Source organism: Streptomyces sp. NPDC058683, from assembly GCF_042716195.1.
In the GTDB taxonomy this organism is placed as follows: domain Bacteria; phylum Actinomycetota; class Actinomycetes; order Streptomycetales; family Streptomycetaceae; genus Streptomyces.
On sequence record NZ_JBHXSK010000009.1, the window covers coordinates 126,091 to 146,296 of the forward strand.

The 20,206-nt window shown below is 70.0% G+C and carries 14 protein-coding genes and 1 pseudogene; 7 read left to right on the top strand and 8 right to left on the bottom strand.

Annotated elements, in window-relative coordinates; translation table 11 throughout:
* Positions 1–200: 200 nt before the first annotated feature.
* Positions 201–1,334 carry an FAD-dependent oxidoreductase gene (locus tag ACFWXC_RS11965; RefSeq protein ID WP_384476978.1) on the bottom strand — a complete coding sequence of 378 codons (1,134 nt, stop codon included), beginning with the start codon at positions 1,332–1,334 and terminating at the stop codon, positions 201–203.
* A 119-nt stretch (positions 1,335–1,453) separates the two neighbouring features.
* Between ACFWXC_RS11965 and ACFWXC_RS11970 the strand changes: the two genes are divergently transcribed.
* A complete protein-coding gene (locus tag ACFWXC_RS11970) occupies positions 1,454–2,197 on the top strand; it encodes a TetR/AcrR family transcriptional regulator (RefSeq protein ID WP_384476981.1) in 744 nt (247 codons plus the stop codon).
* 100 nt (positions 2,198–2,297) lie between these two features.
* Here the strand turns inward: ACFWXC_RS11970 and ACFWXC_RS11975 are convergent, their stop codons facing one another.
* Both ACFWXC_RS11975 and ACFWXC_RS11980 read right to left on the bottom strand, forming a co-directional pair.
* Positions 2,298–4,271 carry a phosphocholine-specific phospholipase C gene (locus ACFWXC_RS11975; RefSeq protein WP_384476984.1) on the bottom strand — a complete coding sequence of 658 codons (1,974 nt, stop codon included), beginning with the start codon at positions 4,269–4,271 and terminating at the stop codon, positions 2,298–2,300.
* Between the two features lie 27 nt (positions 4,272–4,298).
* Complete coding sequence (locus ACFWXC_RS11980; protein ID WP_384476987.1) at positions 4,299–6,062, bottom strand: endonuclease/exonuclease/phosphatase family protein; 1,764 nt, start codon at positions 6,060–6,062, stop codon at positions 4,299–4,301.
* 1,084 nt (positions 6,063–7,146) lie between these two features.
* Here ACFWXC_RS11980 and ACFWXC_RS11985 point away from each other — a divergent pair.
* The gene (locus ACFWXC_RS11985) at positions 7,147–11,418 is read left to right on the top strand and encodes a discoidin domain-containing protein (protein WP_384476990.1); all 4,272 of its coding nucleotides are present in this window, start codon (positions 7,147–7,149) and stop codon (positions 11,416–11,418) included.
* A 66-nt stretch (positions 11,419–11,484) separates the two neighbouring features.
* Here ACFWXC_RS11985 and ACFWXC_RS11990 read toward each other — a convergent pair whose 3' ends face one another.
* A complete protein-coding gene (locus ACFWXC_RS11990; RefSeq protein WP_384476993.1) occupies positions 11,485–13,101 on the bottom strand; it encodes a cation acetate symporter in 1,617 nt (538 codons plus the stop codon).
* Complete coding sequence (locus ACFWXC_RS11995; protein ID WP_384476996.1) at positions 13,098–13,580, bottom strand: DUF485 domain-containing protein; 483 nt, start codon at positions 13,578–13,580, stop codon at positions 13,098–13,100. The genes ACFWXC_RS11990 and ACFWXC_RS11995 overlap by 4 nt, the downstream gene beginning before the upstream one ends.
* A 535-nt stretch (positions 13,581–14,115) precedes the next feature.
* Between ACFWXC_RS11995 and ACFWXC_RS12000 the strand changes: the two genes are divergently transcribed.
* The gene (locus ACFWXC_RS12000; RefSeq protein WP_384476999.1) at positions 14,116–14,619 is read left to right on the top strand and encodes a DUF1203 domain-containing protein; all 504 of its coding nucleotides are present in this window, start codon (positions 14,116–14,118) and stop codon (positions 14,617–14,619) included.
* Positions 14,620–14,870: 251 nt separating this feature from the next.
* On the opposite strand, the gene ACFWXC_RS12005 is transcribed toward ACFWXC_RS12000, so the two are convergent.
* Complete coding sequence (locus ACFWXC_RS12005) at positions 14,871–15,533, bottom strand: TetR/AcrR family transcriptional regulator (RefSeq protein WP_384477002.1); 663 nt, start codon at positions 15,531–15,533, stop codon at positions 14,871–14,873.
* A gap of 248 nt (positions 15,534–15,781) precedes the next feature.
* Between ACFWXC_RS12005 and ACFWXC_RS12010 the strand changes: the two genes are divergently transcribed.
* The 3 genes from ACFWXC_RS12010 to ACFWXC_RS12020 all read left to right on the top strand — a co-directional run bounded on the left by ACFWXC_RS12010 (position 15,782) and on the right by ACFWXC_RS12020 (position 18,256).
* Positions 15,782–16,411 (top strand): MSMEG_1061 family FMN-dependent PPOX-type flavoprotein, encoded by a 630-nt coding sequence (locus tag ACFWXC_RS12010; protein WP_384477005.1) that lies wholly within the window; start codon positions 15,782–15,784, stop codon positions 16,409–16,411.
* A gap of 15 nt (positions 16,412–16,426) precedes the next feature.
* Positions 16,427–17,335 carry a PDR/VanB family oxidoreductase gene (locus ACFWXC_RS12015; protein ID WP_384477008.1) on the top strand — a complete coding sequence of 303 codons (909 nt, stop codon included), beginning with the start codon at positions 16,427–16,429 and terminating at the stop codon, positions 17,333–17,335.
* A 189-nt stretch (positions 17,336–17,524) separates the two neighbouring features.
* On the top strand, positions 17,525–18,256 hold the full coding sequence (locus tag ACFWXC_RS12020; protein ID WP_384477011.1) for a dienelactone hydrolase family protein: 732 nt from the start codon (positions 17,525–17,527) through the stop codon (positions 18,254–18,256).
* A gap of 266 nt (positions 18,257–18,522) precedes the next feature.
* Here the strand turns inward: ACFWXC_RS12020 and ACFWXC_RS12025 are convergent, their stop codons facing one another.
* Positions 18,523–18,993 carry a GNAT family N-acetyltransferase gene (locus tag ACFWXC_RS12025; protein WP_384477014.1) on the bottom strand — a complete coding sequence of 157 codons (471 nt, stop codon included), beginning with the start codon at positions 18,991–18,993 and terminating at the stop codon, positions 18,523–18,525.
* A 203-nt stretch (positions 18,994–19,196) separates the two neighbouring features.
* Positions 19,197–19,493 (bottom strand): annotated as a pseudogene (locus ACFWXC_RS12030) (transposase); the annotation flags it as partial.
* Positions 19,494–19,655: 162 nt separating this feature from the next.
* Here ACFWXC_RS12030 and ACFWXC_RS12035 point away from each other — a divergent pair.
* On the top strand, positions 19,656–20,138 hold the full coding sequence (locus tag ACFWXC_RS12035) for a GNAT family N-acetyltransferase (protein ID WP_384477017.1): 483 nt from the start codon (positions 19,656–19,658) through the stop codon (positions 20,136–20,138).
* Positions 20,139–20,206 lie beyond the last annotated feature (68 nt).

Here is a 20,206-nt window from a genome sequence, read left to right on the forward strand (position 1 = left end):
GAGTCTTCGGGCTCCGACTGAGCGGGTGACCCCGCGTGTGCGAGGCAAACACCGTGAGCCCGGTGCCCGAGGACTCGGGCAGGCACGTCCCGGCCGGGCTCTCCGGCATCCAGCCTGGTCCCACCGGCCCGGAGCCGCCACTCGGGGACACGGCCCGGCCCCACCACACCGCCGATGCCCTGGCGGGGCCGGTCAACGCCTCATGCGGACTGCTTGGCTCCGGTGAACATGTCGATCAGGCCGTGGGGCGAGTCGTCGCCGAACATGAGCTCGTGGAGCCGGACGGCTTCGACGGCCTCCTCGGCGCTGCGGGAGAACATGGCCCGCTCGAACGCCGTGAGCGCGGCCTCGGTGTCGTCCGGGTGCGCGGCGAGGGCTTTGCCGAGTTCGGCGCCGTCGTACATGGCCAGGTTGGCGCCCTCGCCGTTCGGGACCATGAGGTGGGCGGCGTCGCCGAGCAGGGTCACCCCCGGCACCCGGTCCCACCGGTGCCCGACGGGCAGGGTGTGGAGGAGCCGCAGGACCGGCGCGGTCTCGCCGTCGGTGATCAGCGCGGTGAGCTCCGGTGCCCAGCCGTCGAACTCCGCCGCGATCCCTGCGGCCGCCGCGCCGGCGTCGTTGAAGTCGATGCCGGCGAACCAGTCCTGTGTCCTGCGGAGCGCCACGTAGGTGTGCAGGGTCCCGCCGCTCTCCCGGTGGGCCTGGATCCCCTTCCCCGGCGCGAGCGCGAACATCGCCCCGCCGCCGACCGCCTTCGCGGTGGCCGGGTGCCGGGTCTCGGCGTCGAACAGGTAGGTCTCGACGAACGACGTGCCGACGTACTCGGGCACCGCGTCGGACAGCAGCGGCCGCACCCGTGACCACGCTCCGTCCGCGCCGACCAGCAGGTTCGTGGTGACGGAGCCGCCGTCGGCGAAGGTCACTTCGTGGCGGCCGTCGCCGAGGGCACGGACACCGCCGGCCTTGCGGCCCCAGCGAACGGTGCCGGCCGGGAGCGAGTCGAGCAGGACCCGCCGCAGCTCACCGCGCAGCACCTCGGGGCGGCCGCCCGTGCCGTCGTCGGGCTCCTCGAGCAGCACCGCGCCGTCCGGGGCGAGGGCCCGGGTCGCCTCGCGGCCCTCCAGCACGAGAGCGCGGAACTCCTCGGTCAGGCCTGCCGCCTCCAGGGCCGGCTGGCCGTTGTGCTCATGGATGTCGAGCATCCCGCCCTGCGTCCGTGCCGTCGCCGAGACCTCCGCCTCGTACACCGTGGCCGGGATTCCGTGCACGTGCAGGACGCGGGCGAGCGTGAGGCCGCCGAGTCCGGCGCCGATGATCGTGACGGGAGTGCGCATGGTGGCTCCTTCGGGGTCGAGACCGTGCGGTGAGGTACGGCCGCATCTCTGGTACGCCGTTCCATTATGGAACATCGCTCCATGCTGGAACAGCGCTCCAGATGTGTCAAGATGACGGCATGGCAACGCGGACGCGCCGGTCACAGCGGCGCACACAGGCGCTCTCGCGGGAGCGCATCGTCGAGGCCGCCGTCGAACTGCTCGATGCGGCCGGCGAGAGCGGGCTGACGTTCCGGGCGCTCACGGAGCGCCTCGCCACCGGCCCCGGGGCGGTCTACTGGCACGTGGCCAACAAGGACGAGCTGCTCGGCGCCGCCACTGAAGGCGTCGTCGCCGCGGCCCTGACCGCCGATCCCGCCGAACCCGCGGGCTCGCCGCAGGACGGGATCCGTGCCGTCGCGCTCGGCCTGTCCGGCGCGATCGAGGAACACCCCTGGCTGGCCACCCAGCTCGCCGTGCAGCTCGCCCGCAACCCCTGGGGGACGGTGACGGCCAGGATCTTCGAAAGCATCGGCCGACAGGTCCGCGCGCTCGGCGTGCCCGAGAACAGCTGGTTCACGGCGACCTCGGCGCTGTTGCACTACATCCTCGGCGCCGCCGGCCAGAACGCCGTGAACGCCGGCGCCCCCGGCCCCGACACCGACCGCGAGGAGTTCCTCGGCGCCGTCTCGGTGGCATGGAAAGAGCTCGACCCCGACGACTACCCGTTCACCCGGGCCGTCGCGGACCAGATGCGCGAGCACGACGACCGTGAGCAGTTCCTGGCCGGGATCGAGTACGTCCTGACCGGCATCACCACCCTCCACCCGCCCGGCGGGCAGCCGGACACCCCGCCGGCCCCGGGCGAGACCGGATCGCCCTGACCCCACCGCCCCGCGACCCCCACCCGCACAACAGAAGGGACCGGATACGGACTGCCCAGTCCGTATCCGGTCCCCTCGCGCACGGCCCGGTCGCCGTGGCTCAGCCGGCGTGCACGGTCCCCGCGTAACGCTGTGCGAACCGCGTCCCGGTTCCCGCGGTGACCGTGATGTCGTACCGGCCCTCGTCGGTGTGCCAGGTCACCCGGGAGTGGCCGCCCGCCTTGACCCACACGGTCTGCTCCTTGCCGGCGAAGTCGTTCGGGCTGACCGTGAAGGCCGCCTCGGTGCCGCCGGCGTTGCGCAGCTCCAGCTCGATCCTGGCGTCCTGGGCGCGTGCGGTGTGCGTCAGCGCCGCCGTGACGGAGGGCACCGCCACATCGTCCTGGCCGTCGCGCACGACCGTCCCGGCGAAGCGGCGGACGAACCCGTCCGCGCCGTGCACCGAGAAGTCGTAGCGGCCGTCGGTCGCGGCGGCGTCCCACACATAGGTGCGGGAGGAGCGCGGCGGGACCGTGAACGGCACACCGGTGAAGGGCAGTTCGACGTTGGGCAGCACGGTGAAGTGGTAGCCGACGCTGCCGTCGTTGGTGAGGGTGCAGATGACCTCTCCGGTGGTCCGGTCGACGGTGACATCGGCCCACGGGCGGTACGGCAGCGGGCGGTGCGGGCGCTGTCCCGGTTCCTGCCCGGGCATGGACTGCTGGTCGGGTATCTTCACCGCCGGCAGCGCGTTGCCCGCGTCGGCCTTCGCCATCAGCGCGACGGTGTCCGGCAGCCCGGGAATGCTGTAGTCGGGCCGGGTGAAGTCGAAGCAGCTGGTGAGGTCGCCGCAGACCGTGCGCCGCCAGTCGGAGATGTTGGGCTCCCGCACCCCGGTGACCTGCTCCAGGAACCGCAGCACCGAAGTGTGGTCGAAGACCTGGGAGTTGACCCAGCCGCCGCGCGACCAGGGCGAGACGACCCACAGCGGCACCCGGCTGCCCAGCCCGATCGGCTTGCCGCTCGCGAACTCGTCCTTGGTGCCGGGCTCGGGGAACGGCGGGATGACGTGGTCGAAGTACCCGTCGTTCTCGTCGTACATGAGCAGGAAGACGGTGTGCTTCCACACCTCGGGGTTGGCGAACAGCGACTGCAGCGCGGTGTTCACCCAGTGGGCGCCGTAGTCGGGGCTGGCCGCCGGGTGCTCGCAGAACAGGTACGGCGCCACCAGCCAGGAGACGGCGGGCAGGGTGCCGTCCTTGCAGTGCTGGTCGAACGCCGTGAGGTCGAACTTCGTCATGGCGTTGACGTACCGCGGGTCGTCCTTGGGGAACGCGTGGAACTGCTTGAAGTACGACAGCGCGTTGTCGTCGTAGTCGCCGTACCGGTCGTCGGAGCCGTCCGGGTTGTGGTAGACGCGCCAGCTGACGCCGGCCTGCTCCAGGCGTTCCGCGTACGTCGTCCAGTCCGCCACCGGGTTGCCGGTGACCGGGGTGTTGTCGGTCCACGGGCCCGTGGTGCCGTCGACGCCGGGGCCCGCGGTGCCGGTCCACAGGTAGAGGCGGTTGGGGTCGGTGGGGCCGTTGAGCGAGCAGTGGTAGCCGTCGCAGAGGGTGAAGGCGTCGGCCAGCGCGTACTGGTACGGGATGTCCTCGCGGGTGAAGTAGCCCATGGTCCGCTCGCCCTTGGCGGACACCCACTTGTCCATGGCGCCGCCGTCGACGGCGGTGTGCCCGGTGTCCCAGTCGTGCGGGAGGCCCCCCGCGTTCTGTGCGTTGTACTTGGTGGTGTCCATGCGGAAGGGCAGCAGATAGCCCTCCTTGCGGCCTCTGTCGGGCTGGCGGAACACCGGGTCGCCGTTGGCCAGGACGCTGGCCTGGCGGTCGCCGAAGCCCCGGACGCCGTTCAGGGTGCCGAAGTAGTGGTCGAAACTGCGGTTCTCCTGCATCAGGATCACCACGTGCTTGACGTCGGCGATGCTGCCGCGCGTGTCGCGCCCCGCCGCCTCCGCGGTGCCGGGAAGTCCGGCGGTGGCGGCGACGGCGGCCGTGGCGGCGGTGGTGCCGATGAAGGTGCGGCGGCTGATCTCGGTCATGGGAAGAAGTCCTTCGGGTCGTTCGGGTCAGCCGCGGCGGGACAGGGAGAAGGTGACGACGGCGGCCGCGTGGTCGGAGGGCCAGCCGTTGGCGGCGGTGTCCGGCACCGGCCGCGGCCAGCCGGTGACCAGGCTGTGGGCCTCCAGCACCCGCAGCTTCCCCGCGTACTGGACCTGGTCGATCCGGTCCTGCGGCTCCGTCCCGCCGCCCTCGTGCTGCGGCCTGACGGGGGACCAGGTGGTGCCGGGGGCCGTCACCGGGCTGGAGTGGACCTCGCGGAAGGCGTCGACGAGGCCGGCCTGCTCCAGGGCCTCGGTGACCGGCCAGCGGACCCGGCCGACCCCTTGGTGGGCGGCCGCGGTCCGGTCCGTCCAGTCGTGGTGCGAGGGCGAGGCCAGACCGGCCGCCAGAACGACGGGGGTGCGCGAGGCGAGGTCCGGCCCCATCGCGGCCACCAGCGCCCGGGCCTGCGCGTAACGCGCCGTCGACTTCTCCGCCGCCTCGACCTCGGCGGCGGTCCTGCCCGCCAGCAGCGCGTAGGGGCCGTAGTCGGCCTCGTCCAGCTGAGCCGTCCACAGACGTACCGTGCGGTCGCCGGGCAGACGCAGCGTCGCCGCGGCGGCCGGCAGCGTGGTGGTCGGGGCGACGACGTCGGTGAGCGGATACCGGCTGACGATGCCGAGACCGCCGGCCTGGTGCGCATGCCAGCCGAGCGCCGCGGCGAGATCGGTGGCGGCCTTGGCACCGCATTCCTGGAGCGCCACGACGTCCAGGCCCTGGGTGAGCACCAGCCGCACCTGCTTCTCCGGGAACCCGTCGGCATGGCTGCCGCCGTCCCAGAGGTTCAGCGTGGCGGCCTTGAGCCGGAGCCGGTCCCGGGAGCTGCGCACCGGCACCTGCACGGAGACGGTGTCGCTGCCCACGGCGCTGTCGGTGACGGAGACCACCACACGGCCGGGCGTACGCCGCCCGAGAGACGGGACCTTGCCGCTGACGGTGCCGTCCGCCGTCACCGACAACCACGAGTCGCCCGCCGTGCGGCGGAAGGTCGCGCTGCCCGCGGCATTGCCCTCCGGCCTGATCCACAGGCCGCCCAGGGCCAGCGAGAAGGACGTGCCCGCGGTCTGCGCGGCGGTGGTCACGGCGTCCACGGCCGCGTGCGGACGGGGAATCACCGGGCGGACCGCGAAGGTGAACGGCGCCGTCTCGGCGAGGATGTCGTAGCCGTCCTTGGCCAGCAGGTAGGCGGTGTACTGCCCGGCGTCGAGCCCGGAGGTGTCGAGCGTGATGTCACCGGAGCCGGCCGGGGTGTACTGCCAGGCGAGCGAGGAACCGTGACCGGGCTGCCGGTCACCGTCGTAGACGCCGATCCAGTTCTTCGGGTCGGGCGCCGTGGTCGTCCAGTGGAAGGAGACCTTGTCGCCCTCGTGCGGGTTCGGCGTCGTCAGCTCGATCGAGTCGCCGGTGGACGTCCCCGCGAAGGTGAACGGCGCCGTCCTGGCGAGGACGACGTAGCCGTCCTTGGCCAGGAGGTAGGCGGTGTAGGGCCCGGCACCGAGCCCCGAGGTGTCGAGGGTGGTCTGCCCGGAGGTGCCGGAGACGTAGGCCCAGACGAGCGAGCCACCACCGCTGCCGGGCTGCCGGTCGCCGTCGTACACGCCGATCCAGTTCTTCGGGTCGGGTGCGTCGGTGGCCCAGTCGAAGGTCAGTTTGTCGCCGCGGTGCGGGGACGTCGGGGAGCCGATCGAGATGCTGCTGCCGGCCGCGGAGACCTGTGAGAGGGGTTGCACGGTGTTGGGTCCTCTCCGCCCCGGACGCCGTCGCGACGACGCCCAGGTGAGCAAAGTTGTCTATATAACTTCGCTCCACAGCAAGCCGGTCCGCGACGACGGACACGTGAACGAAGGGTGGCCGCCGTCCGGGGAGCAGACGGCATTCTGAGATTTCCCTGTGCGCGGCGAGCGGTCAACGGCAGGTTGCGAAGTGACCGTTGACCTGCGGAATCGACAACTCGCCGGGCTTGGCCAGGTGCAGAGCGCGCGGCGGAGCCACCGCGCCCGAGCGGCCACCCGGCAAGCCTGCGGCGCCGACCGCCCACAACCGAATCGGACTGTTCCCTGTGCACAGCGGGCGTCGCAGCGGCCGGCCACCGGTCGGCTTCCGCCCTCGTTCAGGGCCGTCCGGGCGGAGGATTCCCGGCGGCGTCCGCCTCTCGGCCCCGCGCCGTGGTGGCGCTCCAGCTGGCGAGGAGGGTGCGGGCATCCTCGGCGGGCGTGCCGGGGCCGCGCTGTAGACGACCACGCCCAGGCCGCTCTCGTCGGGCAGGGGCGTGCTCTCCTGGTCGAACTGCCCGGCCTCGGAGTTGAGGAACGCGAACCGGGCGACGTTGCCCTGTGTGCCGGGAGTACCGGACTTGCGTTGCAGACCCGCGACGCAGGATCGCGCAAGTTCTTGCGCATCTTGCGTTCGCTTGCGGTCCGGTGACGCAAGCGCAACGCTCGCATCCGAGTTGCCGACCGAGGCATCCGGGCGTGTCAAGTACGCCTGTGTGCCTGCTCTTTGACCGCCTCATCGGTCGGGAATGGCTGTGCATGCCGCTTCCTCTGCCGAGGCGTGAGCTCTTCTGGTGAAATTTGTGACGTCCTGCCTGTGGACCGACTCATGAGTCTCTGCAATATTTCGATGAAACAACGCAATATCCTGCGCACCGCGCCACTGTGACATCGAGCCACCGCGTCCCTGAGCCACCGAGCCACTGCTCCGCAGAGAACCGCCGAGAACCGATCCTCCCGCACCTTTCTGCACCACTCCGCCAGGAACGAGCCGCCCTCGCCGCCCCTTCGGGATGCGAGCCTCCGCAGAAAGCGACCCCGCATGACTCGACACAAGCCGAGATCCTGGAGACGGCGCGCAGCGACCGCTGTGCTCGCCTCCGCCGTGATGGTTCTGGGCCTGCCCGCCGTCGGCGCGCACGCGGCCGGCGGACCCAACGCCGCCGCGGACGCCAAGACCAAGGCGGGCAGCGCCCGTGCCGCACACGCGGCCGCCGATGTCACCGACGGCGACACCGACACCTACTGGCAGGCAGGGAAGAAGTCCGCCCAGTGGGTCCAGACCGACCTCGGACGGACCGAGCGCGTCCGGCAGGTCGTGCTGCGGCTGCCCGAGCAGTGGCAGACCCGCAAGCAGACGCTGGCCCTTCAGGGCAGCGCCGACGGCAAGAGCTTCGCCACGCTCAAGTCGTCGGCGCAGTACGTCTTCAGCCCCGGCAACGGCAACACGGTGAAGGTCTCCTTCCCGGCGACCCTCGCCCGGTACGTCCGGGCCGACTTCACCGCCAACTCGGTCGCCGCCACCGCACAGCTCGCCGAGATGCAGGTCCTCACGGCCGCCGCCGCGACCCCCAACCTCGCCCAGGGCAAACCCTTCAGCGAGAGCGGGCACGCCGACGTCTACGGCGCGGCCAACGCCGGTGACGGCAACCGCAACACCTACTGGGAGAGCACGAACAACGCCTTCCCGCAGTGGCTCCAGGTCGACCTCGGCTCGTCGGTCCAGATCAACCAGGTGACGCTCCGGCTGCCCAGCGGCTGGCCGAGCCGCAGTCAGACCTTCAAGGTCCAGGGCTCGACCGACAACCAGAACTTCACCGACCTGACGGCCTCGAAGGCGTACACCTTCGACAGCTCCAACGACCAGTCGGCGACCATCACCTTCGACGCGACCACCACGCGGTACGTGCGCGTGCTGTTCACCGCCAACAGCGGCTGGCCCGCCGGGCAGGCGTCCGAGCTGGAGGTCTACGGACCGGCGACCGGCGACACCCAGGCACCCACCGCGCCGACCAACCTGAGCTACACCGAGCCGGCCACCGGTCAGATCAAGCTGAACTGGAGCGCGGCCACCGACGACACGGCCGTGACCGGCTACGACGTCTACGCCAACGGCCAGTTGCGGGCGAGCGTCGCCGGGAACGTCCTGACCTACACCGACACCCAGCCGGCCGGCAGCGACATCACCTACTTCGTGCGGGCCAAGGACGCGGCGGGCAACGTCTCCGCCAACAGCAACAGCGTCACCCGCAAGGGATCGAGCGGCGACACCCAGGCCCCCACCGCGCCCGGCAACCTCGCCTACACCCAGTCCGGCAACGACGTGAAGCTCACCTGGCAGGCGTCCAGCGACAACGTCCAGGTCACCGGCTACGACGTCTACGCGGGCGACCAGCTCGTCAAGTCCGTGGCGGGCGACGTCACGACGTACACCGACACCCCGTCGGCGACGGCCACGGTCACCTACTACGTGAAGGCGAAGGACGCCGCCGGGAACGTGTCGGTGGCCAGCAACAGCGTCACCCGGGCCGGTAACGGCTCCGGCTCCGACCTCGCCCAGGGCAAGCCCATCGAGGCCTCCTCGTACACCTTCACCTACGTCGCCACGAACGCCAACGACGGCCAGATCGGCACCTATTGGGAGAGCGCGGGCGGCTCCTACCCGGCCACCCTCACCACCAAGCTGGGCGCCAACGCCGACCTCGGCCAGGTCGTCGTCAAGCTCAACCCGGACGCCGCCTGGTCCACCCGCACCCAGAACATCCAGGTGCTCGGCCGCGACCAGGACGCCACGGCCTTCACCAGCCTCGCCGCGGCGAAGGACTACACGTTCAACCCGGCGACCGGCAATACGGTGACCATCCCGGTCTCCGGCGCGGCCGCCGACATCCAGCTCAAGTTCGCCTCCAACACCGGTGCCCCGGGCGCGCAGGTCGCCGAGGTTCAGGTGATCGGCACCCCGGCCGCCAACCCGGACCTCAAGGTCACCGGGATCACCAACTCGCCCGCCGCCCCGGTGGAGTCGGACGCCATCAGCCTGACGGCGACCGTCACCAACAGCGGCAGCAAGGCGTCCAAGGCCACCGACCTGAACTTCACGCTCGGCGGCACCAAGGCGGCTACGGCGGACGTCCCGGCCCTCGCGGCCGGCGCGTCGACGACGGTCACGGCGAGTATCGGCACCCGGGATGCGGGCAGTTACCCGGTCGGCGCCGAGGTGGACCCGTCGAACAAGGTCATCGAGCAGAACGAGGCGAACAACGTCTTCACCCGCTCCGACGCCCTGGTCGTCAAGCCGGTCTCCAGCTCCGACCTGGTCGCCGCGCCGGTCGCCTGGTCCCCGTCCAGCGCCTCGGCGGGCGACGCGGTCGCCTTCACCGTCGCCATCAAGAACCAGGGCACGGTGGCCTCGGCCTCCGGCGCCCACGGCGTCACGCTGACGGTCCAGGACGCCAACGGCGCCACGGTCAAGACGCTCAGCGGCTCCTACAACGGCGTGATCGCGTCCGGTCAGACGACCGCACCGATCGCCCTCGGCTCGTGGACGGCCGTCAACGGCAAGTTCACCGTCAAGACGGTCATCGCCGACGACACCAACGAACTGCCGGTCAAGCGCACCAACAACACCACCACGCAGCCCCTGTTCGTCGGCCGCGGCGCGGACATGCCGTACGACATGTACGAGGCCGAGGACGGCGCGGTCGGCGGCGGCGCCACGGTCGTCGGCCCGAACCGGACCATCGGCGACATCGCCGGCGAGGCGAGCGGCCGCAAGGCGGTGACGCTGAACGGGACCGGCCAGTACGTCGAGTGGACCACCCGCGCGGCGACCAACACCCTGGTCACCCGCTTCTCCATCCCGGACGGCACCAACACCACCCTCAACGTCTACGTCGACGGCCAGTTCCTCAAGGCGATCGACCTCACCTCGAAGTACGCCTGGCTCTACGGCAACGAGACCTCGCCCGGCAACTCGCCCGGCTCCGGTGCCCAGCGTCACATCTACGACGAGGCCAACCTGCTGCTCGGCAAGACCGTGCCGGCCGGCTCCAAGATCCGCCTCCAGAAGGACGCGGCCAACACCTCCACCTACGCCATCGACTTCATCAACCTCGAACAGGCGACGGAGACCCCGAACCCGGACCCGGCCGCCTACACGGTCCCGGCCGGCTTCACGCACCAGGACGTCCAGAACGCCCTCGACAAGGTCCGCATGGACACCACGGGCAAGCTCGTCGGCGTCTACCTGCCCACCGGCGACTACGAGACCTCCAGCAAGTTCCAGGTCTACGGCAAGGCCGTCAAGGTCCTCGGGGCCGGGCCGTGGTTCACCCGCTTCCGGGCCCCTTCTTCGCAGGAGAACACCGACGTGGGCTTCCGGGCCGAGGCCACCGCCAACGGTTCGTCGTTCACCGGCTTCTCCTACTTCGGCAACTACACGTCCCGGATCGACGGTCCGGGCAAGGTGTTCGACTTCTCCAACGTCTCCAACATCACCATCGACAACATCTGGGCCGAGCACATGGTGTGCCTCTACTGGGGCGCCAACACCGACAACATGACCATCTCGAACACCCGCATCCGTGACACGTTCGCCGACGGCATCAACATGACGAACGGCTCCACGGACAACCACGTGGTCAACAACGACGCCCGCGCCACGGGCGACGACAGCTTCGCGCTCTTCTCGGCCATCGACGCCGGCGGCGCCGACGAGAAGAACAACCTCTACGAGAACCTGACGTCCACACTCACCTGGCGGGCGGCTGGCATCGCGGTCTACGGCGGCTACAACAACACCTTCCGCAACATCCGGGTCGCCGACACGCTGGTCTACTCCGGCATCACGATCTCCTCGCTGGACTTCGGCTACCCGATGAACGGCTTCGGCACCGAACCCACGACGATCGAGAACGTCTCCCTGGACCGGACGGGCGGCCACTTCTGGGGCTCCCAGGTCTTCCCCGCCATCTGGGCGTTCTCCGCGTCGAAGGTCTTCCAGGGCATCAGGGTCAACGACGTCGACATCGACGACTCCACCTACGGAGGCGTGATGTTCCAGACCAACTACGTCGGCGGCCAGCCGCAGTTCCCGGTGAAGGACACCATCTTCACCGACGTCTCCATCACCAACTCCAAGAAGAGCGGAGACGCCTTCGACGCCAAGTCCGGCTTCGGTATCTGGGCCAACGAACTGCCCGAGCCCGGCCAGGGCCCGGCCGTCGGCGAGGCCACCTTCCGCAACCTGCGGATGAGCGGCAACGCCCAGGACATCAAGAACACGACCAGCACATTCAAGATCAACATCGAGTAGGTTCCGAAGGGCGGTGAACGGAAGGGGCGTCCCCTGGCGGGGCGCCCCTTCCCGCCGTGTCCGGCACTACTGGGGCGAGTGGCGTGGCGGCGGGCCGGTGAGCAGGTGGTGCTCGTGGGATTCGTAACGGCTGCGTTCACGGGCGGTGGCCCGTCGCCCGGCCAGGACCGTGGTGAGCCAGCCGGCCAGGAAGCCCGCGGGTATGGAGACGAGGGCGGTCGTGTTGTAGGGGAACCAGGCGAAGTCCGCTTCCGGGAAGGCGGACAGCGGCGTCCCGGAGACCAGCGTGGTGCCGGGGGCCAGGGCCAGGACGCTCAGGGTTCCCACGATGAGGGTGGCCAGGAGTGCGGTGCGCGTGTAGCGGCGCCAGAAGAGGGTGTAGAGCAGCGCGGGAGCGATGGCCGAGGCGCCCAGGGTGAACGAGACGGTCGCCAGCGGCTGAAGGCTGCGGTGCTGGGCGAGGACGGCCAGAAGGATGGTGGGGATGCCCACGGCCAGGGCGCTGAACCGGGCGAGGGCGAGTTCCCGGGCCGGGGCCGGGGGAGTGGCGCGGGACGCGGTCAGGTCGTGGGCGAGGGTGTTGGCGCAGGCGAGCGTCATGCTGGCGACGGAGGCGAGGAGGGTGAGGAAGACGGCGGTGGTGACGGTGGCGAAGAGCAGACTCTCCGGCCGGGACAGACTGGTTCCGAACGCGGCGCGGGCGCCCAGGAGATAGGCGGTCGTGCCGTGCGCGTCGGCGGCGGCGATGCGGTCATGACCGACGAGCGCGGCCGCACCGGTGCAGATCAGCGTGAGCATCAGAATGAACAGGGTCACCGAGGAGACCGCCCAGGACATCGCACGACGGACCTGACGAGGGGTGCCCGCGGTGTACATCCGCATGGTGACATGTGGCAGGCAAGCACCGCCGAGCACGATCGCGCACTGGGTGCTGGCCATGTCCAGGGCGGGATGCGGGCTGCTGGAGTACTGCAGACCCCACTTCAGATAGGCGGGCCCCGCCCCGCTCTGCCCGGCCGCCGCATGGAACAGCGCCTGGGGCTGCCAGCCGAACATGCGCAGGATCAGGACGCTCACGACCAGCCCGGAGCCGAGCAGCACCACGGTCTTGATGATCTGGACGAGCGCGGTGCCGGGCATCCCGCCCAGCGCCGCATAGGTGATCATGAGGACTCCGGCCCCGGCCACGCAGCCGTTCTTCATGCCGGGATCGGTGAACCCGAGCACGTACGCCAGGAGTTCGCCGACCCCGGCCAGTTGTACGACCATCATCGGGACGAGCGCGGCCAGCGTGACCAGACAGGCCGTGACACGCACGGACCGCGCCGGATGGCGGCGGGCCAGCGCGTCGCCCATGGTGTAGCGGCCGGTGTTGTGAAGCGGTTCGGCCAGCAGGAACATCAGCAACAGCAGGGACAGCAGGGCGCTCAGGGCCAGGACGATGCCGTCGTAGCCGCACAGGGCGATGATCCCCCCGATGGTGAGGACGGTGGCGGCGGAGATGTAGTCACCGGCGACGGCCAGTCCGTTGCGTATCGGCGAGAGGGACCGGTAACCGGTGTAGAACTCGGCCAGGTCGTCCGCCTCCGGGCCGGTGAGCACGCACAGCAGCAGGGTGAGGGCGACGACCGTGCAGAACGCTACGAGGGACCAGGACTGGGCGGAGCCACTGAACTCGGTCATGGCCCCTGCTCCCGGTCCGCGACGGCCACACGCGTCTGGCGGCGGGCGTGACGCGCGAGGGGATCCACGAAGCGGTGCGCGGTGGCCTCGTAGAGGAGGACCGCGAGCCAGGTGACGGGGATCTGGACGAGGGCCAGGACCAGCCCGGTGGACAGGCCGCCGGGGCCGGGGCGGGCCATCAGGGAGGGCGCCTTGACGGTCAGGGTGAGGAAGGCGGCGAAGTAGCCGAGCGCGGTGATGGTCGCCACGCGCCGTTGCCATCGGTACGCCCGCCGCAGCAGACGCAGGGTGCGGTGGGCACCGGAGTGGGCGTTCGACGGACGGACACCGGAGGGCTCGTCCTGGCCGGTCGACCAGGCGGGGGAAGGACGGTCGTACAGGGGGCCGTCGTACGAGGGTTGCTCGTACGGGTAGCGGTCATACGGGGAGTGGTCGTTCGGGGACCGGTCCGAGGGTAACTCGGGGGAATCGTGGGACATTTCGGCAACTCCTCGAAGGTGGCCCGGCCCCGCGTGTGGCGGACCGTGTGCGGGGAGAGCGGTTCGGGTGACCGCACGCCGTGCGGCCCGAAGGTCGTGCGAAGCTGTTGGCGCCGGTCGTCCGGGGTGACGTCTCGTACGTCTTGTACGTTGTGTACGTCGCGATCGTGTGAGCGCAGGGCGCCATGGTCTCCGGCGTGGGCGTGGTCCGCCAGAGGTGTGGCCGGGGTCGGCGGGAGCGGTCCGCGGTGTGCGGAGCTGACCGTGGGATCTCTGCCCAGGAGCGCTGAAGCACTAACGGAGCGCGAGGTGGCGCGATTGCTTCGAAGAGTGCGCCGTCGCACACCTCACGAGCCCCAGGGCACCCACCGGTTCGCTCTCGATCCACCCCACGCCTGCCACGGGCGTCGGCGAGTTCGCCGCAGAGCTGACGGCGGACGGGACATCGGGCCCCTCTGACGGGAGCTCCTCCGGCGCGGAAGACGGCGTCCGGTTCCCGCCAGCGTCCTGGGCCGGCCCGCGGCACCGTGAACTCATGACTCCCACCTTCCCTCCCCTCCCCATCTCCGCCGCGGCACTCAAGGAACTCCGTGTCCATGACGACGCCGGCAATCCGCCACGCCCGTACACGGACGACGAGGGCGACGCGCCTCTGCGCTGCTGCCTGCGGTCCAGTACCCGCGGAGAGCGGATCGCCCTGGTCTCCTACGCCCCGCTGCGCCGGTGGGCGGCGCGGACGGACGCCGACCCCGGGGCGTACGACGAACAGGGGCCGGTTTTCATCCACGCCGAGGACTGCGGCGGCCCGTCCGGCGAGAACCCCGGCTACCCCTGGGCGCGCCCCGGCGCCCTGCGCGTCCTGCGCCGCTACGACAGCCGAGGCCACATCACGGGCGGCCGCATGCTGGAGCTTCCCGACGACTCCCGCACGGCCTTCGAACACGCACTGGCCGAGGCGTTCGCCGACCCCGAGACCGCCCAGGTCCACGTCCGCGCCGTCGAATACGGCTGCTACCACTTCCGCGTGGACCGACCCTGACGGGATAGGGGGCGTTCACCGGTAGACGACGGCACCCGGGGATGCGCGTCCAGCCCTGACAACCGCACCCACCCCGATCCGGCTCGGCCGAGGGGAGAACCTGGCGCTCATGACCAGCCTCCCTCCCTGCGCGTACGAGCCGGTCGCTGACCGGGACTCACGGATCGGCTACGGGGGTTGAGTCACCCGGCAGCCGAGCCGGAACCCGCGGCCGGAACCCGGGAGATGACGGGGCAGCCATGCCAGGGCGGTCAGGTTGCTGTGCGCGGCGTCTGGCTCGAGGCCGCCGTGAGATAGCGCGTGAGCATCGCGACGAGTTCCCTCTCCAGCCGCTCGGCGTCGACGGCGTTGGGCGCGGCGATGAGTGTGTGGACCACGAGTTCGACCGTGGAGACGAGCAGTTGGGCGGACGTCTCCTTGTCGTCGACCCGGACCTCCGGGTGGTGTTCGAGCAAGTCACGGGCGAAGGCGACCCGTTCCCGTTTCCGCTGCTCCACCTTGTCGAGAAGCTCGGGGGAGCGGGGCGCCTCGGCCATGACGCGCAGCAGTTGCGGATCGTCGTGGTGGTTGGCGATCGCGGCGCGCACCAGGGTGCGCAGGATCTCTTCGAGGGAGCCGGGCTCCCCTTCCCCCGCGTACCCGGCGGCGGCCATCCCGGCGGTGGCGGCGGCCATCCCGGCATCGAGGTGGCGGTTGAGCAACTCGATCAGGATCGCATCCTTGTTCGGGTAGTACTGATAAAGCGACCCGATCGAGATCCTGGCCCGCTCGGCGATCCGGTTGGTGGTCCCCGCGGCGTAGCCGTACTCGGCGAAAACGTGAGCAGCGGCGGTGAGGATGCGCTGCCGGGTGAGCTCGGCCCGGGCCTGTCGCGGCTGTTTACGTGGCCGAAGTCCGCGATTTCCCGATGCCATGGAGTCTCCTCGGCGGCCCCGCGAATGCGAGTGGCGCAGGACCTGAATGATTGCTCACAATACTGTCATGAGCTGCGGCGCAGCGGTCATCGACCACTGCCGGCAGCCCTGCGGGAGCGTGCTCGATCGCCGGCCGGAACCCACCGGACACGCCCCACGGCATCGCGCACGCACTCCGCACCGTGACCCCGCACCCGCACCCGCGCCCCTGCCCCTCCGCACGTCACCTCGCCCTGGAAGGAGCCCTCATGACGCATACCTCTGCCCGCCCCCGGCGCATGTCACCGGCCGAGGTCCGCGCCCGGCTCGGCGAACCCGAAGCCATGACCAAGGCCAAGATCCTCGACCGCATCGACGACTACTTCCGCATCTTCATCGCCCACTCGCCCTTCCTGGCCCTCGCCACAGCCGACGCGGCCGGCAACGCCGACTGCTCACCCCGCGGCGACTACCCGGGATTCGTGAAGGTCCTCGACGAACACACCCTCGCGATCCCCGACCGACCCGGCAACAAGATCGCCGACTCGTTCCGCAACCTCGCCGAGAACGACGGCATCGGGCTGCTCTTCCTCGTCCCGGGACTGCGGGAGACGCTACGCGTCAACGGCCACGCCTACCCCACCGACGAGCCCGATGTCCTCGCGCGCATGCGGACCGAGGCGAGGCAACCCGAACTGGCGCTCGTCGTCGAGGTCACAGAGGCCTACTTCCACTGCGGCCGTGCGCTCATCCGCTCCCGGCTGTGGGATCCCGCCAGCCAGGCACTCGCGGATGAACTCCCGTCGGTCGGCGAGATCGCAGCCGGCCAGTTCGGACTCGACATCGACCCGGAGCTCCTCGAACGCAACCTTCACGAGGGTTACCGGAAGCTCTACTGACCACAGGTGACTTCCATGCAACAGACGACCATCGACCGCATCGAGCCGATCGCCGAGGGCGTCGTCTCCCTCCTGCTGCGCGGTGCCACCGCCCCGTTGGCGCCCTGGGAGCCGGGAGCCCATATCGACCTGGACCTGCCGAACTGGCTGACCCGGCAGTACTCCCTGTGCGGGGACCCGGGGGACCGGACCTCCTACCGCATCGCCGTACGGTACGACCCGCTCAGCCGCGGCGGTTCGGAGTACATCCACCGCTTCCTGCGCGCAGGCCGCACCCTCGGCGTGTCACTGCCGCGCAACCACTTCCCGCTCACCCCCGCACCCGCGTACCTCTTCCTCGCGGGCGGCATCGGCATCACCCCTCTCCTGCCGATGCTGCGGGCGGCCGTCGCATCCGGTGTCCCGGCCTCGCTCGTCTACGCCGGACACACCGAGGCGACCATGCCCTTCGCCGCCGAACTGCGCGCCGCCCACGGCGACCGGGTACGGATCGTCGCCACCCGGCACCAGGGCAGACCCGACCTGACCACCCTGGCATCGGCGCTCGCCCCCGGCACCCTGGTATACGCGTGCGGCCCCGCGCCGATGCTCGACGCGGCAGTCACCGCGTTCGGCACCGAACGACTGCGCACCGAACGCTTCCACCCGACGCCCAGGACGTACGCCCCCGACGCACACTTCGAAGCCCTGTGCGCCCGCTCAGGGCACGCGATCCAGGTGCCGCCCGGCGAATCACTGCTGGACGCCCTCACCCACGCCGGACACCCCCTCCCCTCCGGATGCCGCGAAGGCGTCTGCGGCTCCTGCGAACTCACCGTCGTCGAGGGCGAACCCGAACACCGCGACGACATCGGGGCCCCCACGGGCCGCATGTACCCCTGCGTCTCCCGCGCGACATCCCCCCGCCTCGTCCTGGACCTGTGAACCCCGCCTGCGGGTGAGGCAACGCCGACGTCAAGGTCTCGTTCGACCCTTGTGATAGTTTCAACGCCGCCGTGCGTCTGCCGCGAACTGAGGAGGCGAGACCGATCAACACTGTGACAGGTCGGGCCTCCCTCCCTCGCATGGCCTGAGGAGTGCCCGCAGAAGGCATCCCGAAGGGCTTGAAACGCAATGCGCTTCATCTCTGAGACGTCCTCCGACGGCGTCTGCGAACAGCTTTTTGTCCTCAACGACATTCCCGGCGTCCTGTGGACGCCGGAAGGCGCTGCAGGTACTCGTCCCCTCATCGTGATGGGACACGGCGGCGGTCAGCACAAGAAGGCCCCCGACATCGTGGACCGCGCGCGCCGCTCTGTGACCGAGTGCGGGTTCGCGGTGATGGCGGTCGACGTACCCGGCCATGGCGATCGGCCACTGGACGAGAGGTACAACCGGATCGCGACCGAGAACCAGGCACGTGTGGCGGCCGGGGAAGAACTCGCGCCGCTGATCGCCGGATTCCAGGCGCTCGTGGCCCGCCAGACGGTTCCGGAATGGCGGACGGTGCTGGAAGCCGTCCAACAACTCGATCACGTGGGCGACGGGCCGGTGGGCTACTGGGGAGTCTCGCTGGGATGCGGACTCGGCGTTCCCTTCGTCGCCGCCGAACCCCGCGTCCGCGCCGCCGTGTTGGGCCTTGGCGGAGCCTCGGCCTCGGGCGAGGACGCCGCACGGATCACCGTTCCGGTGGAGTTCCTGGTGCAGTGGGACGACGAGCGTGTGCCGCGTGACCAGTGCCTGGCGCTGTTCGACGCCTTCGCCTCGACCGAGAAGACGCTCCACGCCAACCCCGGCAAACACGGAGACCTGCCGGCATTCGAGCAGGACAGCACGCTGAGGTTCTTCTCCCGGCACCTCGCCTGACGACGGGTTCCGAGTCCCGGCGCCCGGTCGTCCTCGCGTTCGCCTGCCGCGGGTGAGTGGTGACAGGGGGGCCGACTCGTTCCGCACCGACCCCGCCTGCCTGCGCCGGCGGGGTTGGGCTGCCCCTTGTTCCCTCGCGTCGTGACCATGCCATCGGCCTGCGACAGAGGTGCCGTGGAACGACGCCTGTATCCCCTCGACGCACAGCCCCTTCCTGGCGACCGAGCAAGCCCCGCCCTGTCAGGGCCTGTGCGATAGGCCGAGTCCTAGCGCAGGTCCAGCTCGCCGACTGTCTGGCCTCCGCTGGTCTCACCGGTCAGACGGAATCCGAGCCCGAGGTAGAAACCTTCGGGGCCGTCCGTGCCCGGATGCCAGGTGGTGGTGAGGCGGGTGCCGCCTCGACGGCGGATTTCAGCAGCGACGGACTCGACCGCGAAGCGCCCGTAACCTCGGCCCTGCTCGCCATCTGCGATGTTGAGCCGCCAGAGACCGGAACGGATGTCGGTGCCTGTGCCGTCGCCCCTCCAATCGATGTCGAAGAAGGCCATGAGGAAACCGACGGGACGGTCACCGTCAAGGATGAGGCGGGGCCAGGCTATGCCGGGATAGAGATATGCCTCGGCCAGAGATTTCACGACCGGCGCGACCAAGTGCTCCTGATCCGGACGAACCCGCAGACCGATCGCGACGTCGAAGTTGGCGGGGGTGATCTGCTCCAGACACAGTGTGGTCGTCATGCGGGAACCCTAAGCCACTTGATCAAGTGGACGCTGCGGATGCATCGTCGGAGGCGGGAACCCTGCTCGATGTCTCGTATGCCCCGAGCCCAGGCTCGGAGCCAGAGCCGTACGGCTGCGATGGTGACGGTTCCGTGGCAGACGTAGGCACGCTTGCCGTACCTGGCAGCTACCGCCCGAAACGTGTGGTGCGGTCCTACGGGCGCACCCCAGGCATGCGGGTGGGCTCTACATGAGGCCGAGTCCGCCTCGGCCTGGAGAGCCTGCAGAATCCGTTTCCATGTGCCATCCGCCGACCAGCGGCGATGCCGGTCGTACACTGTCTTCCGCTTTTCGAACCACGCCGGCAGGTCTCGCCAGGGGATACCGATCCGCCGGCGAAAGAGAATGCCATTGAGCACCCTGCGGTGGGTCTTCCAACGCCCGCCCCGCCCCACGTTCTTCGGCAGGTGTGGTTCCAACCGAGTCCACTCTGTATCCGACAGTTCGCCCCGCTTCAGGCAGGCCAGAACGACATGATCACTGGCCAGTCACACAAGCCATCGGACAGTGCCCAGCCGTCTCAAGAGGCACTGGGCCGTGGCCACGAGACTCGACAAGCGGCCGAGGGTGTGTCCCTCGTGCGGATGACGTCGGCGGCGGGACCACAGCACAATGCGTGAGTGGACAACAACATCACTATCCGTGCGGCAGCCCCGCACGAACTGAACGTCGTTGCCGAGCTTCGGTGGCAGTGGATCCTCGAAAACCAAGAGGTGCCCGTCACCGACCACGAAGAGTTTGTGCAGCACTTCGTCGAGTGGGCGAGGGAGAATGCGTCCTCGCATCGGTGCATGGTCCTGGTCCGCGATGAGGCGATCATCGGCATGGCCTGGCTGGCCGTTCTGCGGCGGGTTCCGAGTCCGCGTGCCCTGGAGCGGGCATCAGGCGACCTGCAGTGCGTCTACGTGATTCCCGGTGAGCGTGACGGCGGCCTGGGTGGCCGGTTGATCGACGCGGTCTTGGCCAGGGCCGGGGAACTCGGACTGGAACGAGTGACCGTGCACTCCAGTCCTCGCGCGATCCCCGCATACTCCCGCCACGGTTTTGAATCGTCCTCGAGCCTGCTCCATGCCCACGTAGCGCGTACCACCTCTTATCCGTGACAACTGGTGGCGCACTACTTCGTCCGTTGTCCTGGTTCGCCTTGTGACCCACGGCTTTGCGCGGCCAT